The sequence below is a fragment of the Paraburkholderia hayleyella genome, assembly GCF_009455685.1.
Lineage (GTDB): Bacteria > Pseudomonadota > Gammaproteobacteria > Burkholderiales > Burkholderiaceae > Paraburkholderia > Paraburkholderia hayleyella.
Genome location: NZ_QPES01000001.1, coordinates 2,516,552 through 2,540,167 on the forward strand (window position 1 = coordinate 2,516,552; position 23,616 = coordinate 2,540,167).

22 protein-coding genes are annotated in these 23,616 nt (G+C 59.2%); 12 read left to right on the forward strand and 10 right to left on the reverse strand.

Annotated elements, in window-relative coordinates; all coding sequences use genetic code 11:
- Window positions 1-8: 8 nt before the first annotated feature.
- Window positions 9-500, forward strand: coding sequence for a helix-turn-helix domain-containing protein (locus GH657_RS11135; RefSeq protein WP_153100821.1), 492 nt, complete (start codon window positions 9-11; stop codon window positions 498-500).
- 39 nt (window positions 501-539) lie between these two features.
- Here the strand turns inward: GH657_RS11135 and GH657_RS11140 are convergent, their stop codons facing one another.
- Window positions 540-932 carry a helix-turn-helix domain-containing protein gene (locus GH657_RS11140; protein ID WP_153100822.1) on the reverse strand — a complete coding sequence of 131 codons (393 nt, stop codon included), beginning with the start codon at window positions 930-932 and terminating at the stop codon, window positions 540-542.
- 247 nt (window positions 933-1,179) lie between these two features.
- Here GH657_RS11140 and GH657_RS11145 point away from each other — a divergent pair, with 247 nt between their 5' ends.
- From GH657_RS11145 to GH657_RS11155, 3 genes are all read left to right on the forward strand, one after another.
- Entirely contained in the window at window positions 1,180-1,542 is a 363-nt protein-coding gene (locus GH657_RS11145; RefSeq protein WP_153100823.1) for a hypothetical protein, read from the forward strand.
- Window positions 1,543-1,586: 44 nt separating this feature from the next.
- On the forward strand, window positions 1,587-2,573 hold the full coding sequence (locus tag GH657_RS11150) for a ParB/RepB/Spo0J family partition protein (RefSeq protein WP_220094847.1): 987 nt from the start codon (window positions 1,587-1,589) through the stop codon (window positions 2,571-2,573).
- A gap of 207 nt (window positions 2,574-2,780) precedes the next feature.
- Window positions 2,781-3,050 carry a hypothetical protein gene (locus tag GH657_RS11155; RefSeq protein ID WP_153100824.1) on the forward strand — a complete coding sequence of 90 codons (270 nt, stop codon included), beginning with the start codon at window positions 2,781-2,783 and terminating at the stop codon, window positions 3,048-3,050.
- Here GH657_RS11155 and GH657_RS11160 read toward each other — a convergent pair.
- On the reverse strand, window positions 3,032-4,072 hold the full coding sequence (locus tag GH657_RS11160) for a tyrosine-type recombinase/integrase (RefSeq protein ID WP_153100825.1): 1,041 nt from the start codon (window positions 4,070-4,072) through the stop codon (window positions 3,032-3,034). The two genes, GH657_RS11155 and GH657_RS11160, sit on opposite strands and share 19 nt — an antisense overlap.
- A gap of 640 nt (window positions 4,073-4,712) precedes the next feature.
- Entirely contained in the window at window positions 4,713-5,261 is a 549-nt protein-coding gene (locus GH657_RS11165) for a DUF2569 family protein (RefSeq protein WP_153100826.1), read from the reverse strand.
- Window positions 5,262-5,459: 198 nt separating this feature from the next.
- On the opposite strand from GH657_RS11165, the gene GH657_RS11170 reads away from it, so the two are divergent.
- A complete protein-coding gene (locus tag GH657_RS11170) occupies window positions 5,460-7,490 on the forward strand; it encodes an NADPH-dependent 2,4-dienoyl-CoA reductase (protein WP_153100827.1) in 2,031 nt (676 codons plus the stop codon).
- Window positions 7,491-7,512: 22 nt separating this feature from the next.
- Here GH657_RS11170 and GH657_RS11175 read toward each other — a convergent pair whose 3' ends face one another.
- Window positions 7,513-8,463 (reverse strand): EamA family transporter, encoded by a 951-nt coding sequence (locus GH657_RS11175; protein WP_153100828.1) that lies wholly within the window; start codon window positions 8,461-8,463, stop codon window positions 7,513-7,515.
- A gap of 697 nt (window positions 8,464-9,160) precedes the next feature.
- On the opposite strand from GH657_RS11175, the gene GH657_RS11180 reads away from it, so the two are divergent.
- From GH657_RS11180 to GH657_RS11200, 5 genes are all read left to right on the forward strand, one after another.
- A complete protein-coding gene (locus GH657_RS11180) occupies window positions 9,161-9,937 on the forward strand; it encodes an ABC transporter substrate-binding protein (RefSeq protein ID WP_153100829.1) in 777 nt (258 codons plus the stop codon).
- Window positions 9,938-10,061: 124 nt separating this feature from the next.
- The gene (locus GH657_RS11185) at window positions 10,062-10,751 is read left to right on the forward strand and encodes an ABC transporter permease (protein ID WP_153100830.1); all 690 of its coding nucleotides are present in this window, start codon (window positions 10,062-10,064) and stop codon (window positions 10,749-10,751) included.
- Window positions 10,748-11,461, forward strand: coding sequence for an ABC transporter permease (locus tag GH657_RS11190; protein ID WP_153100831.1), 714 nt, complete (start codon window positions 10,748-10,750; stop codon window positions 11,459-11,461). Before GH657_RS11185 ends, GH657_RS11190 begins: the two co-directional genes overlap by 4 nt.
- Window positions 11,462-11,478: 17 nt before the next feature.
- The gene (locus GH657_RS11195; RefSeq protein ID WP_153100832.1) at window positions 11,479-12,258 is read left to right on the forward strand and encodes an ABC transporter ATP-binding protein; all 780 of its coding nucleotides are present in this window, start codon (window positions 11,479-11,481) and stop codon (window positions 12,256-12,258) included.
- A gap of 656 nt (window positions 12,259-12,914) precedes the next feature.
- Window positions 12,915-14,048, forward strand: a complete 1,134-nt coding sequence (locus tag GH657_RS11200) for a porin (RefSeq protein WP_153100833.1) — start codon at window positions 12,915-12,917, stop codon at window positions 14,046-14,048.
- 167 nt (window positions 14,049-14,215) lie between these two features.
- On the opposite strand, the gene glnK is transcribed toward GH657_RS11200, so the two are convergent.
- The 4 genes from glnK to GH657_RS11220 form a co-directional block, all read right to left on the reverse strand.
- Window positions 14,216-14,554, reverse strand: coding sequence for a P-II family nitrogen regulator (gene glnK / locus GH657_RS11205; RefSeq protein WP_153100834.1), 339 nt, complete (start codon window positions 14,552-14,554; stop codon window positions 14,216-14,218).
- A gap of 77 nt (window positions 14,555-14,631) precedes the next feature.
- Entirely contained in the window at window positions 14,632-16,350 is a 1,719-nt protein-coding gene (locus tag GH657_RS11210) for an NAD+ synthase (protein ID WP_153100835.1), read from the reverse strand.
- 271 nt (window positions 16,351-16,621) lie between these two features.
- A complete protein-coding gene (locus GH657_RS11215; RefSeq protein ID WP_246174059.1) occupies window positions 16,622-17,761 on the reverse strand; it encodes a GNAT family N-acetyltransferase in 1,140 nt (379 codons plus the stop codon).
- 106 nt (window positions 17,762-17,867) lie between these two features.
- Complete coding sequence (locus tag GH657_RS11220) at window positions 17,868-18,272, reverse strand: hypothetical protein (protein WP_153100836.1); 405 nt, start codon at window positions 18,270-18,272, stop codon at window positions 17,868-17,870.
- A 230-nt stretch (window positions 18,273-18,502) separates the two neighbouring features.
- Between GH657_RS11220 and GH657_RS11225 the strand changes: the two genes are divergently transcribed.
- Window positions 18,503-18,823: a GIY-YIG nuclease family protein gene (locus tag GH657_RS11225; protein WP_153100837.1), complete on the forward strand. Its 321-nt coding sequence runs from the start codon at window positions 18,503-18,505 to the stop codon at window positions 18,821-18,823.
- Between the two features lie 170 nt (window positions 18,824-18,993).
- Here GH657_RS11225 and ppa read toward each other — a convergent pair whose 3' ends face one another.
- The gene (gene ppa / locus GH657_RS11230) at window positions 18,994-19,521 is read right to left on the reverse strand and encodes an inorganic diphosphatase (protein ID WP_153100838.1); all 528 of its coding nucleotides are present in this window, start codon (window positions 19,519-19,521) and stop codon (window positions 18,994-18,996) included.
- Between the two features lie 143 nt (window positions 19,522-19,664).
- Window positions 19,665-21,173, reverse strand: a complete 1,509-nt coding sequence (gene ppx, locus GH657_RS11235; protein WP_153100839.1) for an exopolyphosphatase — start codon at window positions 21,171-21,173, stop codon at window positions 19,665-19,667.
- A 344-nt stretch (window positions 21,174-21,517) separates the two neighbouring features.
- Between ppx and ppk1 the strand changes: the two genes are divergently transcribed.
- Window positions 21,518-23,584 carry a polyphosphate kinase 1 gene (gene ppk1 / locus GH657_RS11240; RefSeq protein ID WP_153101729.1) on the forward strand — a complete coding sequence of 689 codons (2,067 nt, stop codon included), beginning with the start codon at window positions 21,518-21,520 and terminating at the stop codon, window positions 23,582-23,584.
- The last annotated feature ends 32 nt before the right edge of the window (window positions 23,585-23,616 follow it).

Genomic DNA, 23,616 nt, shown 5'->3' on the forward strand with positions numbered 1-23,616 from the left:
ATTGCAATATGGATACTTTCGGCGAACGGGTACGGGCGAAAAGGATTGAGGCCGGGTTAACGCAGGCCGATCTAGCGCGCGATTCCGGCATTTCTCAGTCTACGATCGCTCAAATTGAATCAGGGCGAAATCAGGGTAGCAAGCATCTTCTGGCGCTTGCAGAAGCACTGCACGTGACAGCCCTATGGCTTCAAAATGGAGGGCGAACGGGTGGCGATTCAAAATCGAATAAACCGCTCCCACGCCGTAGTTCTATTGCTGAGCAAATTGCGGACCTTGCCGAGTCCCTAACGCCAACGCAGCAAAAAGAACTCTTGATCAGGCTGGAAGCGCAAGTCGCCGAAAACGACCGGTTACTGGAAGAGCTATCCGCGCGAAAACCGCGAGCCTCCGGGCACACAGTAACCAGTACAGCGCCCGAATCCCTGTTTTTGAAAAATACCCCTTCTCTCATCACCCCCGTGCCTCACGGCAAGAAAAAGAAAAAGCAGATGGCGTAGTTGTAGCGCCCGGTCACTGCCGCACAGATAGCCTGGAAATCAACGATTTCTCATCTTGCTCGCTTGCAACAAAGCGGCGAACGCTTCATCAACGTAACTCCATGCGTCTCGTGTATTGCGCCCATCCGGCTGTAAACCCAATATTTCGGATAAGCGAGCATCGCCAATAATGAGCAGACGCCGCAATTTCAATCCTTCTGGGGTTAGTCCAAAGTCTCGTCCCCCAGGGTACCGGATGACTAGATTCAAACCCAGCGCGGCCTCTAAATCCACGATCCATTGGCCGACCGTCGGACGATGCACGCCCAAGCCACGCGCAGCTTCCGTATAACTGCGGTAGCCCGTCACCTGAAGAAATCGTCGAAACAAATCCCAGTTCAGATCACGGGAGGTTGCGACATTTCGCCTCACTATATTTTTGAGATTTGACATATTAGAAACAAAATTCCCAGTAAATTTTGTTTTGTCTGATTATTTCAAAATTATTTTTAGATATGTCTTGTTTCATCTCATACACCCGGCATTATCTCGAAAATGTTTCTGTATCAGACATTAGGTTGCAAAATCCTTCATTTCTTTCGGCCCGTGATTTTGAGTAAATAACGACACCCATCCGGCGAGGAACCCAACCGCGGGGCACGGCAAGTTGTCATTCAAAAAATACTCAGAGAGGCTGAATGTGGACCAAGATTATCGAAATAACTGCACCGCAACAGAGGCAGGCACCCATGAATCAGATCGCATTGCAGAACTTTTTTATTTCGATGATCGCCGCCGTGGTGCACCGTTTAACAGCCGCTCGGCAACGAATACAAAACAGGCATGCGGCGATAAAGGATTGCACGAAATGCTCACGGCCCTTAACTGTCTACGAGCTGACGTACTGTCGGGCGCAATCGACTTCATTCTCATTGTCTGTCACGGCCCTCGTGCAAATTACGCGGTGAGAGCTGTAGGAGGAGATCCCGAATGCCGGGGCGAACAGTTGCTTACCGCATCGAAGTCAGCAGAACGCGTCGCTGTCACCATGTTGAGGCTATAACTCAAAAATTTAATTGCAAATGCACTTGACCACTGAAAGTACATTTGCAATACTCGATCCATCAACTCACCGATGGAGAAAAAATGCCGCGACACCCTGCTACGCCCGCCAAAAGAATTTTTGAGGCTGATATACATGGTCCAGGCCACCGTGAGTGGCTTCGGTCACTGCGGCATAAAACCCGTGATGCCAGTGAATCAATGATCAATGGCAATACAAAAGCGGCTATTAAATCCGCTGGCGGCAGCTCCTCGGATTTATGGGCTGTCCCACCTGATCAGATTCATTACGATCCATCCGACAACGTTCGCCCGCTTGATCCTGGCCGTGTACGTCACATAGCCGAGCTGATAAAAGCTAACGGCTATGATCGGAAAAAGCCCTTGGGCTGCTTTATCCGAAAAGTGAATAGCAAAGATTTAATTTTCGTCTACGAAGGACAACACCGGTATCATGCGGCGCTTCTTGCCATTAAAGAAGGGTTTCAAATTGAGCGGCTGCCTATTGTCATTGACGATGCTAAATCGGTGAATCGAATCAATCTGATTTTTTCCGGCATCGTGAACAATGAGGGTGAAAAACTAACGCCACTCGAACTTGCAGCCAAGGTTGTCGAACTCCAGGCGTTAAATGTTGATAACGAGACAATCCGTACTCGCCTCAATATTACTGACCAGACAATCCGCGATGTCCTACTGCTAGCCAATGCGCCTGCTGGGCTCCATGAACTAGTCCGGTCAAAACATATTTCATCAACACTCGCTATTAATGAAATTCGCGCGAACGGCGCCGACGAGGCATTTCGCCGTTTGCAAAATGCGGTTGATCAAGCCGCCGAAGCCGGGCAAAGCAGAATCACAAAAAAAGCAATCACAAAACCACTGGCTGGAAAGATCACCGTCGCTGCTGCAAAGCAACTTTTGCAAGCATTACAGCTGGTGCTGAGTGATCCCGCCGTCAACAGGTTGTCACCTCAAACGCTCAGGGAAGTGGAATCCGCTATTGCATCGCATGCGCGAGGAGCGCGATAGCGGTAGCGATAGCCGACATCAAGCGGCTCAAAATGCGCACATATGGGCTAATGCCGCGAACATGGATTGAAGTATCAAAAATTGGCAGTTTACTTAATCCATAAAATAACGAATTTTGGCCGAGTTATATAGAAAAATTTATTGCCCTGATCTGGAAATAATTCGAACCGGTATCGAAACAAGCCCAAGAGGCACAGGAATTTAATCATGAGTGAAATTGAAACCCTGGCCGGAAAAGTTGTAGAGCTGTTAGATAAAAAACGCGCAGCTATTCCACTCGATGTCGATTTATGGGACATCCGGTTAATCTCTGGATATTTAAAGCGGAGTGAAAATTATGTGAGAAACGTGATTGTGAACGTTGATCTATTCCCCAGGCCGATCCGCTTGCCGAATCAAAAAGGTGGCATCGGTAGCCGTCTTTGGCGCGCCAGAGACGTAATACTATGGGCGGAATCTCATGTAGTCACAAAATGATGGAGTTTATCGGCAAGATCAGCGGCATGCGGCGCGTAATACACTGACTGAAGAATGCTCAGATCGCGGTGCCCGCTGATTTTTGCCAGCTCCATCACATTGAATATTTTTGATAATCGCGTGAGCGCCTCTCGGCGGGCATCGTGAAAATGCAAATCTTCCAGCATTGCAGCTTTCGTTGCCTTGCGGAACAAAGCGCTTCGAATCTCACTTTTTACGCCGAAAATAAAACCGTCGAATTCATTGTGTAACGGGCGCATTTGCTCGATAACCCGCAACGCTTTGGGCGAAAGAGGCACATCACGCGCGATTTCTGTTTTCGTGCGCGGCAAATGCGCATAGCGGCCCGCATCGTCCAGACGATCCCAGCGAAGCCCTTCAATCTCACCCGCCCTCATCGCTGTCTCAAGCGCTAAAACGAACATCGCGCCGATTCGCGCGGATTTTGTTTTCGGCGTTGCGTCATGCCGATAGCCGAGCTGGAGCAAAACCCGATCGCGCTCGTCATCCGATATCCGCCGCTTCCGCGGCTGCGGTTCTGTGGGGCGGCGCATACCTGTAAAGGGACTTTCTTTCGTCCACTTCCACTCATCACGCGCGGTTGTGAACACATGCGAGTACAGGTTGATTTCTCGCAACACCGTAGCGGAACCAACGGGCGGCCGCTTCGCACCGGCGTCACCGGCAAGCCGCGCGTCTCGCCATCGGCCCATATGTTCCGCCGTGACATCAGCAAGCGGCATGTCGGCCAACTCCGGGAAATCGCGGATAAACGCCCCAAACCGGATGGCTTCCCAGCGCGCGCTTCTTTTTGTGGGCGACACGCGTTTTTCATATTCGCGCATGGCATCCGCTACCGTATGAACGGTTCCCGGAGTGATCGCACCGATATGGATCTCGTGCTCCTTGCCTGTCGCCCAGGCAACGGCATCGGCCTTGCTTTTGAAGGTCTCGGACAGGTACACACCTTTACGCCTGACCTGTGCACGCCAGACGCCGCCCCGCTTTGCATATGTTGCCATCCAACACCCTGGTGCAAATCCCGGTGCAAACCTGGTGCACTCAGGTGCCAATCTTCGAATAAATTGATGGAGATATTGATGGAAAGCGGTGGCGCTGTAAAGCCAGTAAATCTTTGATATTCCATGCACTTTTGTTAAAAAAGTGAAGGAAAAGGTGGGGGGCCCTGGTACCGGGGACCGGACTTGAACCGGCAAGCCGTTAGGCGGCGGATTTTCGTCACACTACGTCTTTCGACGCCATTCGAGCCTGAAGACATGAACGTTCGTGCGCTGGACTATGCCTTCGCCATCCCGACGCGCTGCATGCAACATGTTGCCAGCGTGCCGTCTTAGGCGCCCCCCGTCTAGTCTCTACACCTTCCACACCTGGCGCCTGAACCGTTAAACGTAACGATCTGATTCAGGAAGCGTTGGCGGGCTTGGCTCGGTATTGCCTCGATGGCTGAACTGCGCATCAGGGGGTTCGCCGAATTTGAGGGGTTCTACACCAGCCGTTTCCGGCTGGGCACTCAATTTTTTTAAGTCCGCTATGTTTACCAATTTCATCACCCCGGCAGGGCGGACGAGATTCTACCACCGCGTTGCGGCCATACCAACCGCTTATCCAGCACAAAAACGACACAAGCATGGCTCATCTCAATCATGGCTGGTCAAAAGTGTGGCGGACCCGTTGCGATGCGCTGAAATACGGCACCCCAAGTGCCGCCAGCACTGCCGAGCGAAGCAATCCACCCAGCGGCAACGCGATGGGCACAGCAATCGCATCACTCAGATACGTGCCCGCCAGATACAGCAGAAACTGCAGCGCCACAACGCTCACCAGCCAGATCTGAACATGCCGCACAAAACGCCGCGAGCGCCGGTACACCAGCAGTAAAAGCCATCCCAGCCCCATCGCAACGACAAGATCAAGTGCGACACCCAAGCCCGTTAGCAGCAGCACGACGCGGTACCAATCCGCGGTTTCAGGCCGAAAGAACACCGCATACAGCTCCCACGTCAACATCAACTTGATGGGGTCGCGCAATTGCGCGACGGTCACGGCCAGCAGCAACACCAGACCCAGCACGGCAAGCAATAGCCAGCCCCGCAAGCCTTTGGGCGTGGGCTCCATGTCCGGGGCGGCCGACCTTGCCGTATTCGCCTGAACCGGCTCGTCTTGCAGTTGCGACGACGGCTTCGATATCACGTCCACTTCGTTCAACCTCTCGATGTCTAACGCAGTAGTTCATCCCCTGGCATGGCTTCGTTACCCGTATCGCTATCGTTATCGCCAGAAGCAGTTTCACCCAGCCGCTACGTCATTAGAATTTTTCTTCGGCAAAGCCGCCAGGATACGCAGTGTATCGTTCGTGCGCATTCAATCTTTACCAATCAGGCACCCCACATGTCTTACCCTCATCTGCTATCGAAGCTTGATCTCGGCTTCACGACGCTGCGCAATCGTGTCGTGATGGGCTCGATGCACACGGGTATGGAAGACCGCTTCTGGAATTATCCCAAGCTCGCGGCGTATTTCCGCGAACGTGCCAAAGGGGGCGTTGGGTTGATTATCACGGGAGGCTTTTCGCCGAATCGCGCGGGCTGGCTGCTGCCGTTCGGCGGAACCCTGAACTCCGTGTTCGATCTGCGCCATCATCGCCTGCTCACACGCGCGGTGCATGACGAAGGCGGCAAGATCGCCCTGCAGATCCTGCATGCCGGACGCTATGGCTATCAGCCGTTCGTCGTGTCGGCCTCGGCGCTCAAATCCCCGATTTCGAAGTTCAAGCCGCGGGCGCTGAGCCTGGGCGGCATCGCCAGCACGGTGCGCGCCTACGTGCGCTGTGCCCGGCTCGCGCAACGCGCGGGCTATGACGGCGTCGAAATCATGGGCAGTGAGGGCTATCTGCTGAGCCAGTTCCTGTGCCTGCGGACCAACCAGCGCACCGACCACTATGGCGGCAGCATCGATAACCGCGCGCGGCTCGCCTGTGACATCGTCGAGCAGGTCCGTGCGGCTTGCGGCGAGCACTTTATCGTGATCTTCCGTTTGTCGCTGATCGATCTGGTCGAGGACGGCAATACGTGGGAAGAAACCCTGCACGTCGCGCAGAAGCTCGAAGCGGCAGGCGTCACGCTGTTCAATACCGGCATTGGCTGGCATGAGGCGCGGGTTCCGACCATCGTGACTTCCGTGCCGCGTGCGGTTTTCGCCCCGCTTGCGATGCGGCTCAAGCAGGCGGTGCGTGTGCCGGTCATCGTTTCGAACCGGATCAACACGCCAGAGGTTGCCGAAACCTTGCTAGCGCAAGGCATGGGCGATCTGGTTTCGCTCGCGCGGCCGTTGCTCGCCGATCCTGAGTTTGTCGCCAAGGCAGCGACCGGCCGCGCCCATGAAATCAATACCTGCATCGCCTGTAATCAGGCCTGCCTCGATCACACGTTTCAGAACCGGCGCGCCACATGCCTCGTCAACCCGCGTGCCGGCCGCGAAACCGAATTGCGCTATCAACCCCTGAGCGCCCAGCAACGCTTGCGCCGCATTGCGGTCGTCGGCGCGGGGCCGGCGGGCTTGTCCGCTGCAACCGTGGCGGCGGCGCGCGGCCATCAGGTGACGCTGTTCGAGGCACAAGCTGTGCTGGGGGGCCAGTTCAATCTGGCCATGCGTGTGCCAGGCAAGGAAGAATTCAGCGAAACCCTGCGCTACTTCGCCAGCCAGCTGCAACGTCACCGTGTCGACGTCCGGCTGAATACTCATGTCGATGCGGCACAGCTGGCAGCGGCCGATTTTGACGATGTCATCGTCGCCACCGGCATCGTGCCACGTCGCCTGTCGCTGCCGGGCGCCGAGGGGACGAACGTCCTGTCCTATCTCGAGGTGCTGCGCGGCGCACCCGTAGGGCAGCGTGTCGCCGTGATCGGAGCGGGCGGAATTGGTTTCGATGTCAGCGAATTCCTGCTGCATCCGGCTGGCGCTCCGCAACCCCAGCCGGGAGAAGACTGGCTCGACGAATGGGGAGTCGATCTTGCAGTGCGTGAGCGCGGCGGCCTCAAGCCGCCTCGCGTCGCGCCACCACCGCGCGAGATCTGGCTCTTGCAGCGCAAGCTGGGCAAACTCGGAGCGGGGCTGGGCAAGACCTCGGGTTGGGTCCATCGCGCCACGCTGGCGCGCGGCGCGGTGAAGATGCTGGATGGCGTGTCGTATCGGGAGATCGCGCCGCGCGGCTTGAAAATCGCGCGCGCGGGCAGCGAGCAATGGCTGGACGTCGACACCATCGTGGTCTGCGCGGGACAAGAAGCGCGCCGCGAACTCTATCCGGCCACCCCGGCGGCCACCGGGCCACGCTATCACCTGATCGGAGGCGCGGCCATGGCGACAGAACTCGATGCAAAACGGGCGATCCGCGAAGGTGCGGAACTCGCAGCCCGGCTCTAGCCGGTTGTGGCATCAGACAAAATCAGGCATCGCGCCGTCTGAAATCGAACCAGAACGAAAGCCCCACGCTCGCCAGGATCACGCCCGTTGCGATGACTGTCGAACGTGTCACGGGCTCGCCCAGCAGCAACGCGCCCAGCGCGACGGCGACCACCGGATTCACATACATGCAACTGCTGGCAATGATCGGGCTGGTGTTCTGGATCAGATAGCCATAGGCGACATAAGCCACCATCGAGCCCACCAGCATCAGATACAAAAACGCGAGCACTGGTAACACGTGCAAATCGAGCATGCGCTCACCCGAGATCCACGCCACGAGCGTTGCCACCACGCCCCCCAGGCCGATTTGCAAAGCGGTCGAAACGAACAGGTCGGCGGGCAGTTTGAGGCGTCCCGCCAGAAAGGCCCCGCCCGCCCAGAACAGCGCGCCACACAAAATAGCGAGGCTCCCGCCTGCGGAACCCGACGAGGCATCGCCATGGCTCAGGATGGCGATGCCCAGCAGGCCAAGCGCAACGGCGAACCATTCGAGTCGGGCGACCTTGCGTCCCGCCACCGCGGCAATCACGGTCACAAAGAGCGGCACGGTAGCCACCATCACGGCAGTGGTCCCGGTACTGACGGTGCGCATGCCATAAGCCAGCATGCCGCTCGACATGCCGACGAGCATCGTGCCGACGACCCCCGCATTGCGAATCTCAAGCAGCGTCGGCCACACGGGCTGACGCCGCAGGGCGAACACGAGCAACCCAAGACCCGCGCACAGGTTACGCAGGCCCGACATCAGCAACGGCGGAAACGACCCGAGCGCCACATGTACGGCCAGATAGGTCGAGCCCCACACCAGATACACCACGGCCAGCGCCAGGGCGATCCGCCCGCCACGAGTTTGGGGCAGCCTGAGCGGCAAGCGGGACGCAAGGCGGGGAAGCAAACGGAAAGAAAAACGGGACGAAAAAGACCAGGCCATCGAATCAACCCGCCCGTACGAGCGCACACGGTGAAGCGTCGCGGGCGGATGGCCCCAGGCCAGATGAGACACGCCGCGGCGCGCGGGAAGTTTGAGGGGGAAAGCAGGAGAACATGGCGGCACACCACCAGAAACGAGGAACGATAAACCACTGAATGGCCCTTGCGGGCCGCTGTGCACGGGCGTTCGAAGCGAAGCCCGAAACGCCGCGCCATGCAGCGCTGCATTATGCAGGAGGCCACATGGCTTGTGGCGGTTAAAGAACGTCACTTGTCTGCCGTTAGCAGACATTGAAGCCTTCCGGCGCCGGGGATGCCTGCGCGTCCTGGCTAGCCTCGCCCCCCGCCGAAGGTGGCATTCGTAACGACGAATCCGGCTTCGGGTAAAATACCGCGCGCTTTTCGCCACTAGCCGTCGTCACTGCCGCTGTTTGTCTTAATAGGCCATCCGGGGCATTTTCCCGGCCTTTTAGGCTCTTTTAGGCTCTATCAGGCCACCTTACCCGGGCCGCATAATTTTGACCTCTGGCATGATGGCATCGCGCCATGACGCCGGGAGGCTATTTTTACCGCTGTGTGGCATGACAAATGACAAATGGCAAATGACAAATGGCAGCAGACAACCGTGCCGGGGCACGCCCTGAAAATTGTCATGTCGCAGTCCCCACAGCACCCCTATTAGCAGAGTCAGGAGAAACATGAAGAAGTTCGCACTGTGCATCGCGCTGGCCATGATGGCTGTCAGCGCGGGAGCAAAAGAATGGAAAACCGTGCGCATCGGCGTCGACCCCAGCTATCCGCCGTTTGAATCGAAAGCTCCGAATGGCCAGATTGTCGGTTTCGCCGTCGATTTGACCCGGGAGCTCTGCACCCGGATCAACGTCAAGTGCGTTTGGGTCGAGCAGGATTTCGACAGCATGATTCCGGCGCTCAAGGGGAAAAAATTCGATGCGATCGTCTCGTCCATGACCGCGACCGAGAAACGCCGCCAGCAAATCGACTTCTCCGACAAGCTGTTCGATGCGGGCACCCGAATGGTCGCTCGCGCGGGTTCGCCGCTGCGGCCTACCGTCCAGTCGCTCAAGGGCCGCCGCGTCGGCGTTGAGCAGGGCACCATCCAGGAAGTCTATGCCAAGACCTACTGGGAGCCTCAGGGCGTGATCGTCGTGCCCTACCAGACTCAGGATCAGGTTTATACCGATCTGGACTCAGGCCGGCTCGACGCCGCGCTGCAAGATGAGGCGCAAGCGTCAGTCGGCTTTTTGAAGACCCCGCGCGGCAAAGGTTTCGCATGGGCCGGCCCCGCGCTGAGCGATCCCAAGATACTGGGTGAAGGCACCGCCATCGGCCTGCGCAAGGAAGATACCGAGCTCAAGGCCAAATTCAACCAGGCAATAAAGCAAATGCACCAGGATGGCACCTTCGACAAACTCGCCAAGCCGTATTTCGATTTCGATATCTATCAGAACCGCTAGCCAGGGGCTCAAGCAGGGCCACTCATTCGTCATTGAAGTGTTTTAATGCGTCCACGGCTTAACGCCGCAATCGCGCAGCGCTATTGCCCCGCAGTTATCCAGTCGGGCCGTCAAGGACTCTCATATGCTTTTTCAAGGCTACGGCCCGCAGATTCTCGCGGGCACCTGGCAAACCATCGAGCTTGCGCTGCTATCGCTGGCCTTTGCTTTCGTGCTTGGCTTGATCGGTGCGGCGGCGAAGCTCTCACGCAACCGCATCTCGTCTGGCATCGGCACGCTCTACACCACGCTCGTGCGCGGCGTGCCTGACCTGGTGTTGATGCTTTTGCTGTTTTACGGCATCCAGATCTGGCTCAATCAACTCACCGACCTGCTCGGCTGGGACCAGATCGACATCGACCCCTTCATTGCAGGCGTCATCGTGCTGGGCTTTATTTATGGCGCGTATTTCACCGAAACCTTTCGCGGCGCGTTTCTCGCGGTGCCGCGCGGCCAGCTTGAAGCCGGCTCAGCTTACGGCATGAGCGGCTGGCAGGTGTTCTCGCGCATCATGTTTCCGCAGATGATGCGTTTTGCCTTGCCAGGCATTGGCAACAACTGGCAGGTGATGGTCAAGGCCACCGCACTGGTGTCGATCATCGGTCTGGCCGATGTGGTCAAGGCCTCGCAAGACGCGGGCAAAGGCACGCTGCGCTTCTTTTTCTTCACGCTACTCGCTGGAGCCATCTATCTCGCCATCACGACCGTGTCGAACTTCGTGCTGATGTACCTCGAAAAACGCTATTCGACGGGCGTGCGCAAGGCGGACCTATGATCGAGCTGATTCACGAATACTGGCGCAACTATCTTTATACCGATGGCTACCGCTTTACCGGTCTCGCCATCACGCTGTGGCTGCTGGTGGTGTCGATCGGCCTCGGTTTTTGCCTGTCGGTCCCGCTTGCGGTCGCGCGTGTTTCAAAGCGCAAATGGCTCTCGGGCAGCGTGTGGCTATACACCTATATTTTTCGCGGCACGCCGCTTTACGTGCAGTTGCTGCTTTGCTACACAGGCCTCTACAGCCTCGATTTCATCCGTGCGCACCCGCTCACCGATGCCTTCTTCCGCGATGGCATGCATTGCACGCTGCTGGCGTTCACGCTCAATACCTGCGCTTACACCACCGAGATTTTCGCGGGCGCCATCCGCGCGACACCTTATGGCGAGATCGAAGCTGCACGAGCCTATGGCATGTCGCCCTTCACGCTGTACCGGCGGGTGATTCTGCCTTCGGCACTGCGCCGCTCCCTGCCCTACTACAGCAACGAAGTGATCCTGATGCTGCACGCCACCACGGTCGCCTTCACGGCCACCGTGCCGGATATCCTCAAGATCGCCCGCGATGTGAACTCCGCCACCTATCAGTCGTTTGGCGCCTTCGGCATTGCCGCGTTGATCTATCTCGTCGTTTCATTCGCGCTCGTCTGGCTGTTCCGCGCAGCCGAGCACCGCTGGCTCGCCTATCTGCGGCCGCAGGGCAAATAAGCCTGTCAAGGACCCCGATGAATTCCCCGATACAAAAACTTTTTGTCGATAACCTCCACAAGCAATATGGCGACAACGAAGTCCTCAAAGGCGTGTCGCTCAAAGCCAACCGTGGCGATGTGATCAGCGTGATCGGCTCGTCCGGTTCCGGCAAAAGCACGATGCTGCGCTGTATCAACTTTCTCGAGCAGCCCAATGCCGGCCGGATCGTCGTCGATGGCGAAGAGGTGCGCACGCACAAGGACAAAACCGGGGCGCTGTGCGTCTCCAATCACAAGCAGTTGCAGTTCGTGCGCACCAAGCTGGCGATGGTGTTTCAGCACTTCAACCTGTGGTCGCACATGAGCGTGCTGGAAAACATCATCGAAGCGCCAGTGCATGTGCTGGGCCTGTCACGCCGCGAAGCAGAAGAGCGCGCACGGGTCTATCTGGAGAAAGTGGGGCTGGCGCCGCGCCTCGAAAAGCAGTATCCGTCGCATTTGTCGGGCGGCCAGCAACAGCGCGTGGCGATTGCCCGTGCGCTGGCCATGAACCCCGATGTGATGCTGTTCGACGAACCCACGTCGGCACTCGATCCGGAGCTGGTTGGCGAAGTGCTGAAGGTCATGCAGAAGCTGGCGGAAGAAGGCCGCACGATGGTCGTGGTCACGCACGAAATGGCGTTCGCGCGCAGCGTGTCGAATCAGGTGATGTTTTTGCACCAAGGCCGGGTCGAAGAGCAAGGTCACCCCGACGAAGTGTTTCAGCACACCAAAAGCGAACGGCTCAAGCAGTTTCTGTCCGGCAGCCTGAAGTAAAACGAAAAACAAAAACGAAAAACGAAGAACGGCAGGCGGCGGCACATCAACGCCACACCCTAAGCTCTCATCTCCGGGGCGATCGCGCCAGCCGCAGGGTGAACGGCCCTAAAACGAAAGCGCTGCCGAACGGGCAGCGCTTTTTTTCATGTTTTTTATGCCGTCACGGCATACGCGCAACGCGCTTAACCCGAGCCATCTCATGCGTCAATAGTGGCAATCCTTAGGGCGCATCCTGGGCCAAGCTGCTCGCCTTGACAGACAAGGCTCCACGCCATTTTTCCGGCATCGCCCCTGTCAGCCAACCTGCCCCGGCCATGGCAATTTCGAGACACCTTCGTGAAACACGCTTATTTTCTTCGCCCGTGGCCCAACTATTTTTGCTAAATTAGTAACCAGAGTAGCAAAATGATGGACATTAAAAGTAGTTTTACTTCAAAATCACGAGGAGACAGACCGGCAGCAACGCTGCATCGCGGTGTGTCATCGGGCAGAAAAGCCTTGAGTTTTTGCCTGCTGCACCCCATGACAATCAGCCATCAAGGTGCCGGTCTACCCCTATAGCGCCCAGTTTTAGCCTTTCTGTCCCGTGCCACCGGCATGCGGACGCCGTTCGCAATGCTGGGTTTATTTTTTGACAGGGTATGGAGAAAACAATGAAAAAAGCTTTGCTCGCCGCCTCGTTGCTGACCATGGGCGCAGCTGCCCATGCGCAAAGCAGCGTCACGCTTTACGGCCGTCTCGACGCTGGGCTCGAATATATGTCGGGTGTACCGACAGGCTCAGGTCCGAAAGGCCAGGCAACAGGCAGCGGAAACCGTTTCCGCGCCGAAAGCGGCGATTGGGGCACGAGCCTGTGGGGCATAAAAGGTATCGAAGACATCGGTGGCGGCAACAAGGTGCTGTTTCACCTCGAAGGCAGCTTTAACACGATGACGGGCGCAGGCCCAGGCGGAGGCGGGATTTTCAATCGCTGGGCCACGATAGGTATGTCGAACGACAACTACGGCACCTTGCTGCTGGGCCGTGAGCTGTTCATCGCCAACGGCGTCTGGGATTTCGACCCGTTTGGCCAGTCGAACTGGTCATCGGCATCGCTGGTGCGCGGCCGTAACTGGACCCAGTCGAGCAACAACATTTCGTATCAGTCGCCGAAAATCGCGGGTTTTGACGTGTACGGCCAGTATTCGCTGTCCAATACCACTAACTGGAACGGCAATTCGCCGCTGGACGCCAATGGCAACCCAACGGGTCAAGGCCGTCAGGCCGGCCTGCAGGTCACCTACACGGCGCCGCTCTTCCAGGTGCGCGGGATCTACGACGAAATCCGCAATCCGAATAACGGTCAGTTCACCAATGCATTCCAGTACTCACGCGAGTACACCGCCGCCGTCAATGTCTTCCTCGGCCAGTTCAAGATTCAGGCGGCTTACCAGGCAATTCGCACCAGCGGCGCAGCTACGGCAGTCTCGGGCATCGTGCCAACCTCGGTCGATCACGAATGGGGCGGCGTGACCTGGCAAGCCACGCCGGTCGCGGCATTGATCGCAGCCGTATATCACGTGAATGCCAACAAGGGCGGTGGCAATGCGACGATCTACACCGTCGGCGGCTCGTACAACCTGTCGAGACGCACGCTACTCGACATCCAGATTGCCACCGTGCGCAACAGCAGCACGGCAAACTTCGGCCTGAATGCCAATAACGCCGGCGTCAGCGCAGCGTCAGACAATCCACTGGTTGGCCATAACCAGTCGGGCGTGTACGCGGGCATTCAGCACGTGTTCTAACGCGCGGGCTATTTTATGTAAGGCATGGCCCACCACAGGGCGGCCACAGAACTGTTTTCACGCTGCTATGAGAGGCGCGTAACGGTGCGAAACCCACATGGGCTTTGCACCGTTTTTTTTAGGCACGAGGTGAAAACAGTTTGGCCGGGGCTGGCATGCCTGTTACCTCACACCGCGGCTTCGTTTTCCTCGCCCGTGCGAATGCGGATCACCCGCTCGATTTCAGCGACAAAAATCTTGCCGTCACCGATCTTGCCCGTGCGCGCCGCACCGATGATCGCGTCGATGACCTGATCGCACTGGTCCTGCGTCACCACCACTTCGATCTTCACCTTGGGCAGAAAATCGACGACATATTCCGCGCCGCGATACAGCTCGGTATGACCTTTTTGCCGTCCAAAGCCTTTTACCTCGGTCACCGTCAAGCCGGTCAGCCCCACTTCAGCGAGCGCTTCGCGCACTTCGTCCAGCTTGAACGGTTTGATGATGGCGGTGATGCGTTTCATGGAAAACCTCGTCTCGTGTCAGGGTCATGCGGAAGACAAAAAGCGGCGCCGGGCCGTACGTCCGATTTGGCGCGGCGTCAGGCCAGCGGCTCGTTATAACGCGAAGTCACCGGATAGCGCCAGTCGCGGCCAAATGCCCGGTGCGTCACCCGGATCCCGATCGGCGCCTGACGGCGCTTGTATTCGTTGACCTTGAGCAGATGCGTGACGCGCTGCACATCTTTAGCCGCATAGCCCGCCGCCACGATATCGGCCAGCGGGCGGTCTTCTTCCATATACAGGCGCATGATCGCGTCGAGCACCTCATAGGGCGGCAGGCTGTCCTGGTCGGTCTGGTTTTCGCGCAGCTCGGCCGACGGCGCGCGCGTCAGGATGCGCTCAGGAATGATATCGCGCGTGGCAAAGGTAGTCGCCGCATTGCGGTAGCGGCACAGCCGGTAGACCAGCGTCTTCGCAATATCCTTGAGCACCGCAAAGCCTCCGGCCATATCGCCATACAACGTGCAATATCCCACCGCCATCTCGCTTTTGTTGCCCGTGGTCAGCACAATCGAGCCGAACTTGTTGGAAAGCGCCATCAGCAGCGTGCCGCGGATGCGCGCCTGGATGTTTTCTTCGGTGGCGTCCTGCTTGCGGCCTGCGAACTCGGTTGCCAGTGCCGTGTGGAAGGCATCGAACATCGGCGCGATCGCTATTTCGTCGTAACGCACACCGGTGCGGCGGGCCATGTCGGCGGCGTCGGTGGTGGAGATATCGGCGGTGTAGCGCGACGGCATCATCACGGCACGCACGCGCTCAGGGCCGAGCGCGTCGCAGGCCACGGCCAGCACCAGCGCGGAATCCACACCGCCGGACAAGCCCAGCAGCGCGCCCGGAAAACCATTCTTGCCAATGTAATCGCGCACGCCGAGCACCAGGGCGGCATAAACCTGCGCTTCCAGTGACAGCGATGGTGCGAGCGATGCAAGCGGCAATGCAGCTGCCATGGATGCCGCCGGAATCGACCCAGGTGGCACCGGCCTCGGCCCATCGAACTCGACCAGGGCGCACGCTTCTTCGAACTGCGCCATGCGCGCGACCAATTCGCCCTGTGCATCAAGCACGAACGAGCCGCCATCGAAAACCAGTTCGTCCTGGCCACCGACCATATTCACGTAGACCATGGGCAAGCCGGTTTCACGGATGCGCTCGCGCAGAATGTCGACGCGCACGGCCTCCTTGTTCAGGTGATACGGCGAGCCATTCGGAATCAGCAACACCTGGGCGCCGGCGGCTTTCGCCTGCTGCGCTGCCCTGGCATGCCAGACGTCTTCGCAGATCAGCACGCCATAGGTCACGCCATTGAGGTCGAACACAAACGGCTGCGGGTTGGAGGCGAAATAACGTTTTTCGTCGAAGACTTCGGCGTTCGGCAGTTCCTGCTTCAGATAAGTGCCCACGATGGCGCCATCGCACAGCAGCGAGGCGGCGTTGAAGGTATCGACCGGCGGCAGGTCACGCCCGATTGGCGCGTCAGCCCGCGCGGTGCGATGGGGATGGCCAACCAGCACATGCAAGCCCGGCAAGGCCTTGAGTTGGGCCGCGAGGCTGCTTAACGCGGCGGCGCTGGCGGCGTAAAACGCGGGACGCAGCAGCAGATCTTCAGGCGGATAACCGGACAGCGCCAGTTCCGGCGCCACCAGCAACTGCGCGCCTGCGCGATGCGCGCGTTGCGCGGCGGCGACGAGACGCGCGACGTTACCCGCGAAGTCGCCAACAGTGACATTGAGTTGAGCAAGAGCGATTAGGGTCTTCATGGCAGGAGCGGAGACGGGCAAAACGGACGGCACGACGCACAAGGCCGAGACAAAGGCGATACAGAAGCACATTCAGGAGCGGATGATGCATGCTGTCCGAAGGCAAAGCAAAGCCGGGGCGGGTCAAGGGTCAAGGGTCAATACGGCTGAATAAAAACGGGGCAAGGCAAAAAGCGCCTGATTATCTCACGGGGCCACCCCGGAGATTGCCGCTGCACGGGCTTCATGGCGCCTCATCCACGGCCCGCCCACTGAAGGCTCATCGCAACGGCTAGCGCTGGGGCCGCTTGAAGGGCGTATGCGCTTCAAGCTCGCCGATATGCTGCTCCATGACGGCGGTCTCGCGGTCGAGAAACGTGGCAATCGCCTCCGCGAAACGGGGCTCGGCAATCCAGTGCGCCGACCACGTCGGCACGGGCAACAGCCCGCGCGCGATCTTGTGCGCGCCTTGCGCGCCGCCCTCGAAAGCGGCCAGCCCATGCGCAATGCAGTATTCGATGCCCTGCAGGTAGCAGGTTTCAAAATGCAGCCCCGAGACGAACGCCCGCGTCCCCCAATAGCGGCCATACAGCGTCTCGCCCGCGACCAGGTTCAGCGCGCAGGCCAGCGGCTCGCCCGCGCGCTCGGCCAGCACCAGCATCAGCGCCTCGGGCATGGCCGCGTGGAGCTGGGTGAAAAACGCGAGGCTCAGATAAGGCGGGTTCCCATGCTCGCGGTAAGTGTTGTCATAACACTCGTAGAAAAAACTGAGCGCCGCCGCGTCAATCTGCGCTCCCCTCAACCAGCGAAACGTGACGCCCGCGTCCTGCACACGCCGCCGGTCCTGGCGAATCTTCTTGCGCCTGTCCTGACTCATCTGCGCCAGAAAAGCTTCAAAGCTGGTGTAAGCGACGTTGCTCCAGTGAAACTGCACCCCTTCGCGCAGCATGTAACCCGCCTCGGTCAGCGCAGGCAAATCGGCCTCATGGGTAAACAACACGTGAAGCGATGACACCCCAAGCTGCATCGCCAGCGCAATTGCGCCCCGCGCGAGCAGCACGCGTGCCGCATGCGTGGCAGCCAGCAGCCGGGGCCCTGTCACCGGCGAAAAGGGCACCGCCGACACCAGCTTGGGGTAATAGCGCAAGCCATGACGCTCGAAGGCCTCGGCCCAGGCATAGTCGAACACGTATTCGCCCCGTGAATGGGACTTCAGATAAAGCGGCAGCGCACCTGTCAGGCGCCCCGCCTCGCGCAAGAGCAGGTAATAGGGCTGCCAGCCCGTCGCGGCGCATGCGCCACCGCTGTCGTGCAACGCGCTGAGAAACGCATGCTGCACAAACGGATTGCCCTGCGCGAGGGCATCCCATTGCGCGGCAGGAATGTCCGCCAGGGAATCGACGACCTGGATCTCAATGTTGTGACTGCTCACCGTACCTGCACTCCTGCTTGTACTCTCGCTTGTACTTTCGCTTGTACTCCACACTCCGATGCCCTATCACGTTGCGCTGCGTTGCGTTGCATGCGCGGCCCCGGGCTCAAGGTGCGACGGGATGCGTGCGCAACAGGTTATCTGCCTGCCACTTCACGCGGCTGCAATCGCCTTTGAGCCGCGCCGCGAAATCGGCAGGGTCGCTCAGACGCAACGCACGCATCGGAATCGCGCCCTTTTCTTCCTGCTGCCAACCGGTTTGCCAACGCTCATCGAAATCTTCAACCGTCGCAAAGGCTTTTTTCAGCGTTGCCCGATAGCTGGCCACGTTATCCGGCGAAAAGCCGCAGAACTCCTGGGCAAAATGCGCCCGTGCTCCTGCGACTTCGATGGTCTGGCTGGATTGCGGGTCACTCAGGCCAGTCTCGCCCCGCGCGGCGCCAGACACACCCAGCATAAGCGCGCAGACGAGAAGGCCTGACCACAGCGGATTGCACTGCCTGGGCTTCATGATCGCCTCCTGGTAAATGGGTTAATGGTTAATGGGGGTAATGGGGTTATATAGGGCGTAATAGAACGTTATAGGTGAACCGGGTACATCCTGGGTGGCGCCACAATGACGCAAACCCGCCCATAGCGTCCTGGCGTCCTGGCGGCAATGGACGAAATCCCTTGCCGCCAGCCGCCTGTCACGGCATTGTGCAAGGCCTCTGAGGCCTGATCCTTGAACCTGTCGTCCTTATGCCCTGGTTTGTCTATCTGATCGAATGCGCTGACCGCAGCATCTATACCGGCATCGCCACCGATGTCGAGGCGCGCTATCACAAACACCTCAACGGCACCGGGGCACGCTATACCCGTTTGCGCAAACCGGTCTGCCTGCTGGTGGCGTTCGAGCGCGCCGATCGCGCCAGCGCCTCACGGGCGGAGTACTGGATCAAGCGTCTTCCCGCCCGCGAAAAACGGGCGCTCGCCACCGGCCAGCGCACGCTCGATTCGGTGCTGCCCACTCCAGCCGAGCCCGTGCCGGATGAACCCGCCAAGGCCCGCCGCAAGCGCTAAGTGCCCCCTTGCCCTTCTGCCCATGAAAAACCGCGCGGCCCTGACAAGGCACGCGCGGTTATCTCGCGGTGAAGCGGAGCAGCGGAGCAGCAGAAACTCAGGCCGCGCCACCCGGGCAGTCCGGGATACCGGTGACAGCCAGGCGGCCCCAGCCCTCGCTCATTGACGGCTCATTTGCCGTAATTGGCCACGCCGTCGGCGATTTCCTTGTGCGCGGCTTCGACGCCCGCCCAGCCTTCGACCTTCACCCACTTGCCTTTTTCGAGTGCCTTGTATTGCTCGAAGAAATGCTTGATCTGGTCTTTCAGATAGGCCGGGACATCATCGACTGACTTCAGGCTGGCCGTCATTGGGCACACCTTGTCATGCGGCACCGCGATCAGCTTGGCGTCAACGCCGGCTTCGTCGGTCATCTGCAGCATGCCGAGCGCCCGCGCCCGCACCACGGAGCCCGCCAGCAGCGGAAACGGCGTCAGCACCAGCACATCCACCGGATCACCATCGCCTGAAAGCGTTTGCGGAATAAAACCGTAATTCGCGGGATAACGCATGCCCGTGCTGATAAAGCGGTCGACGACGAGCAAGCCCAGCTCCTTGTCCGCTTCGTATTTCACCGGATCGCTTTGCGCGGGAATTTCGATGATGACGTTGAAATCGTGGGGAAGGTCTTTGCCTGCGGGGACGTGATTGAAACTCATGAGCGCTCTCTGATCGGAAGGGAAGTCGGAGGATTGCGGCACAGCCTGGCGGGTACGCAAGCGAAACTTCAGCCAGGCCTTTGGCCAAGCGCTTCGGCCAAGCCTGAAGCGCCAAGGCCCGCATTATAGCGAATCACCCCGTGCTAATCGCCATACACCACGCGGTAAGGCATGCGCACCTTCTCCCATTCGGCGGCTTCCTGAATCAGGCTGTAATCGGTCAGCGGATTATGTTTCACCCAGCGCCCAGGGATGCGCACTTCATAGCCGCCATGGGCTTCGGCGACCTGAATCTCGGGCAAGCCGTTGTCGGCACGTCGCCGGCACAGCAGCACGGCCAGGCGCAAGCAAAAAAGCAGCCGCCATTCGACCTCACGCGCCTGCGCCAGCTTGCCCAGTTTGCCGACGTGCCCCAGCACGAGCGCCGCCAGCCGCGCCTGGTCCGTGCGGGAAAAACCCGGCATGTCGGCATGGCTGGTGATATAAGCCGAATGCTTGTGATAGGCGCTGTGCGATATCGACAGTCCAATTTCGTGCAACGCTGCAGCCCAGCCCAGAAACATCAGGCTCTCGGCGCGGCGCTCGGCATCGGGTTCCGTGAACTGGTTGTAAAAATGCAGCGCCAGCTCGCTGATGCGCCGCACCTGGGCGCGATCGGCCCCGTAACGGCGCATGCAGCCCTCCACCGTCACGGTGCGCATGTCTTCATGCTGCGAGCGGCCCAGCAGGTCATACAGCACACCGAGGCGCAGCGCGCCATCGGTCGTGTCCACGTAGCGAATGTCGAGTTCATCGAACACCGCCAGCATGATCGACAGCCCCCCCGCCAACACCGGAATCCGGTCCGCCTTGAGCGCGACGAGTTTCAGCCGGTTGACGTTCTCCGCCTTGAGCAGCGCGCGCTTGAGCCGCTCCAGCCCACCGCGCGAAATGCCATGCGTCACGCCCGAATCATTGAAACCGTTAGCCTCGATCAGTTCGGCTAGCGCCCGCGCGGTGCCGGAAGAGCCGATCGCCTGATCCCAGCCGGTCTTTTTGTACTCGCTGGCGATGATCTGGATTTCACGCGCGGCCGCCAGTTCGGCCTGACGCATCGTATAAGCATCGACATTGCCCGCCGGAAAAAACGTGCGGCTATGGCTCACACAGCCGATATACAGGCTTTCCATTTGCAGCGGCGTGTAATGCGCGCCGATGATGAACTCGGTCGAGCCGCCGCCAATATCAACCACCAGCCGTTTGCCAGGGCTGGCGGGCACCGAATGCGCGGCACCGGCATAAATCAGCCGGGCTTCTTCCCGGCCCGCGATGACTTCGATCGGAAAACCCAACGCGGCCTCGGCTTCATGTAAAAAATCAGCGGCGTTCTTGGCAATGCGCAACGTATTGGTCGCCACCGCCCGCACATGCTCGGGATGGAAATCGCGCAAGCGTTCGCCGAAGCGTTTCAGCGCATCCCAGCCGCGCACCTGGGAAGCCTGATCGAGCAGTTTGTCGCCTGAGAGCCCGGCCGCGAGGCGTACCGTTTCGCGCAGCGCATCGACAGGATAGATCTGGCTGCCAGCCCCGGTTTCCTCGACCCGGCCCACAATCAGCCGGAAACTGTTCGAGCCAAGATCGACGGCGGCCAGCAAAAGCGGAGGTTGAGCCATGGCGATGCGAACTCCGGACGCGCTGTTGAAAAAAACATCCCGGCCATCTTGAGCCTTGCAGCGTCACTCGACAAGGCTATGGCCAGACATTCCGTGAGGTGCAAGAAAATGGGTGGGCCAACGGGACAGATAAGGGTGCAAGGAAACACCTGCCGGCGCAAAAAAAAGCACCGCGAATACAGCGTAGAATTTACCGCATTAGGCCTGTCATCAAAGCGCCATCATACTGTGAGAGTTTCCGGACATCCGGCATGCCTGGCTTCGCCGAGTTGCGCCCCGAGTTTCGCCCCGAGTTGCGCCGAGTGTCACGTCCCCTGCCCGCCGTCCTTCCCAGCTTGCTCCTCATGCCCCCTTCTCCTCCTCTGCTGAACCGCGAACTGGGCATCCTCGGGTTCAACGAGCGGGTTCTGGCGCAGGCCGCCGATCCTGCCATGCCCTTGCTCGAGCGCCTGCGGTTTATCTGCATCACCAGCAATAACCTCGATGAATTCTTTGAAGTCCGGATCGCGGGCCTGCTAGAGCAGATGGGCGACAACCTGGGGGCCCTGGCGCCGGATGGCATGTCGCTACAGCATGTTTACGATCAGGTCGCGCAGCGCACGCACCGGCTCGTGCAGCGGCAATATGCCTTGCTTAACGACACCATCCTGCCCGCGCTTGAGCGCGAAGGCATCCATTTTCATGGCACGCCCGTTTGGGACGCGGCGCAAACCGAATGGGCGCATCAATACTTCACCGATGAGTTGCTGCCCGTGCTGACGCCCATCGGGCTCGACCCAGCGCATCCGTTTCCGCGCGTGCTCAACAAAAGCCTGAACTTCGTGGTCGAGCTCGAGGGCAAGGATGCCTTCGGGCGGCAAGCGCTGCTCGGTATCGTGCAGGCCCCTCGCGCCCTGCCGCGCCTCGTGCGCATGCCGCCAGCGCTCTCGGGCTATTCCTATGGTTTCGTCTTGCTGAGTTCGCTGCTGCAACGTTTTATCAATGCGCTCTTTCCGGATCTGGTCGTGCGTCACTGCTATCCGTTTCGCATCACACGCAATAGCGAACTCTTCGTCGATGAAGACGAAATCACGAACTTGCGTGTCGCGCTGCAAGGCGAGCTGCCCGCGCGCCACCTGGGCAATGCGGTGCGTCTGGAAGTCGCCGCCGATACGCCCGCCCATCTGGTGCGCCGCCTGCTCCATGAAAGCGCGCTCTCCGAATCCGATTGCTATTACATCACGGGCCCAGTGAACCTCGCGCGCCTGATGTCCTTGCCCGAGATGGTGGAGCGGCCCGATCTGAAATTTATTCCACACACACCCGCCATCTCGCCGCGGCTGAAAAACGGCGCCAACCTGTTCGACGCGCTCGATCAGGGCGACGTCCTGCTGCATCATCCTTACGAGAGCTTCCAGCCCGTGCTGGAGCTACTGTTGCAAGCCGCACGCGATCCCAGCGTCGTGGCGATCAAGCAGACCATCTATCGCACCGGCAGCGAATCGCCGCTGATGGATGCGCTGATGCTGGCCGCACGTAACGGCAAGGAAGTCACGGTGGTGGTCGAACTGCTGGCGCGCTTCGACGAAGAAACCAATATCAACTGGGCGGACCAGCTCGAAGCCGTGGGCGCGCATGTGGTCTACGGCGTCGTGGGTCATAAATGCCACGCGAAAATGATGCTGATCGTGCGTCGCGTATCCGTTGCGGGCAAGACCACGATGAAACGCTACATCCATCTCGGCACAGGCAACTACCATCCCCGCACCGCGCGCCTGTATACCGACTTTGGCCTGATGAGCGCCAATCAGGCCTTGTGCGAAGACGTGCATAACGTGTTCCAGCAACTCACCGGTATCGGCGGCAAGCTGGCGCTGCGCGAACTGTGGCAAGCGCCCTTCACGTTGCAGCCGAAACTGCTGGAGGCGATCCGCACCGAAGCCGACCATGCGCGTTCGGGCAGGAAAGCACGCGTCATCGCCAAGATGAATGCGCTGCTCGAACCGACGGTCATTGCCGAGCTTTATGCCGCCTCGCAAGCCGGCGTGAAAATCGACCTGATCGTGCGTGGCGTGTGCGCGTTGCAACCCGGCGTGCCGGGGCTCTCCGAAAACATCACGGTGCGCTCGATCATCGGGCGTTTTCTGGAGCATCACCGGATCTTTTACTTCCATGCCGGTGGCGAAGAACAGGTTTATTTGTCCAGCGCCGACTGGATGGATCGCAACCTGTTCCGGCGCGTTGAAGTCGCGTTTCCGGTATGCGAACGGCAGCTCAAGCGACGCGTGATTGCCGAAGGCCTGTCGGCGCTGCTCAGCGACAACCAGACGGCCTGGCTCATGCAAAGCAACGGCGAATACGTACGCCGCCGCACCGGCAAAATCGCGCGCAACGCACAGTTGAATCTGCTAGCGAAGTTTTGCCCGCCTTGACGAAGTTGTACCCGCCTTCAAGCGCCTTCAAG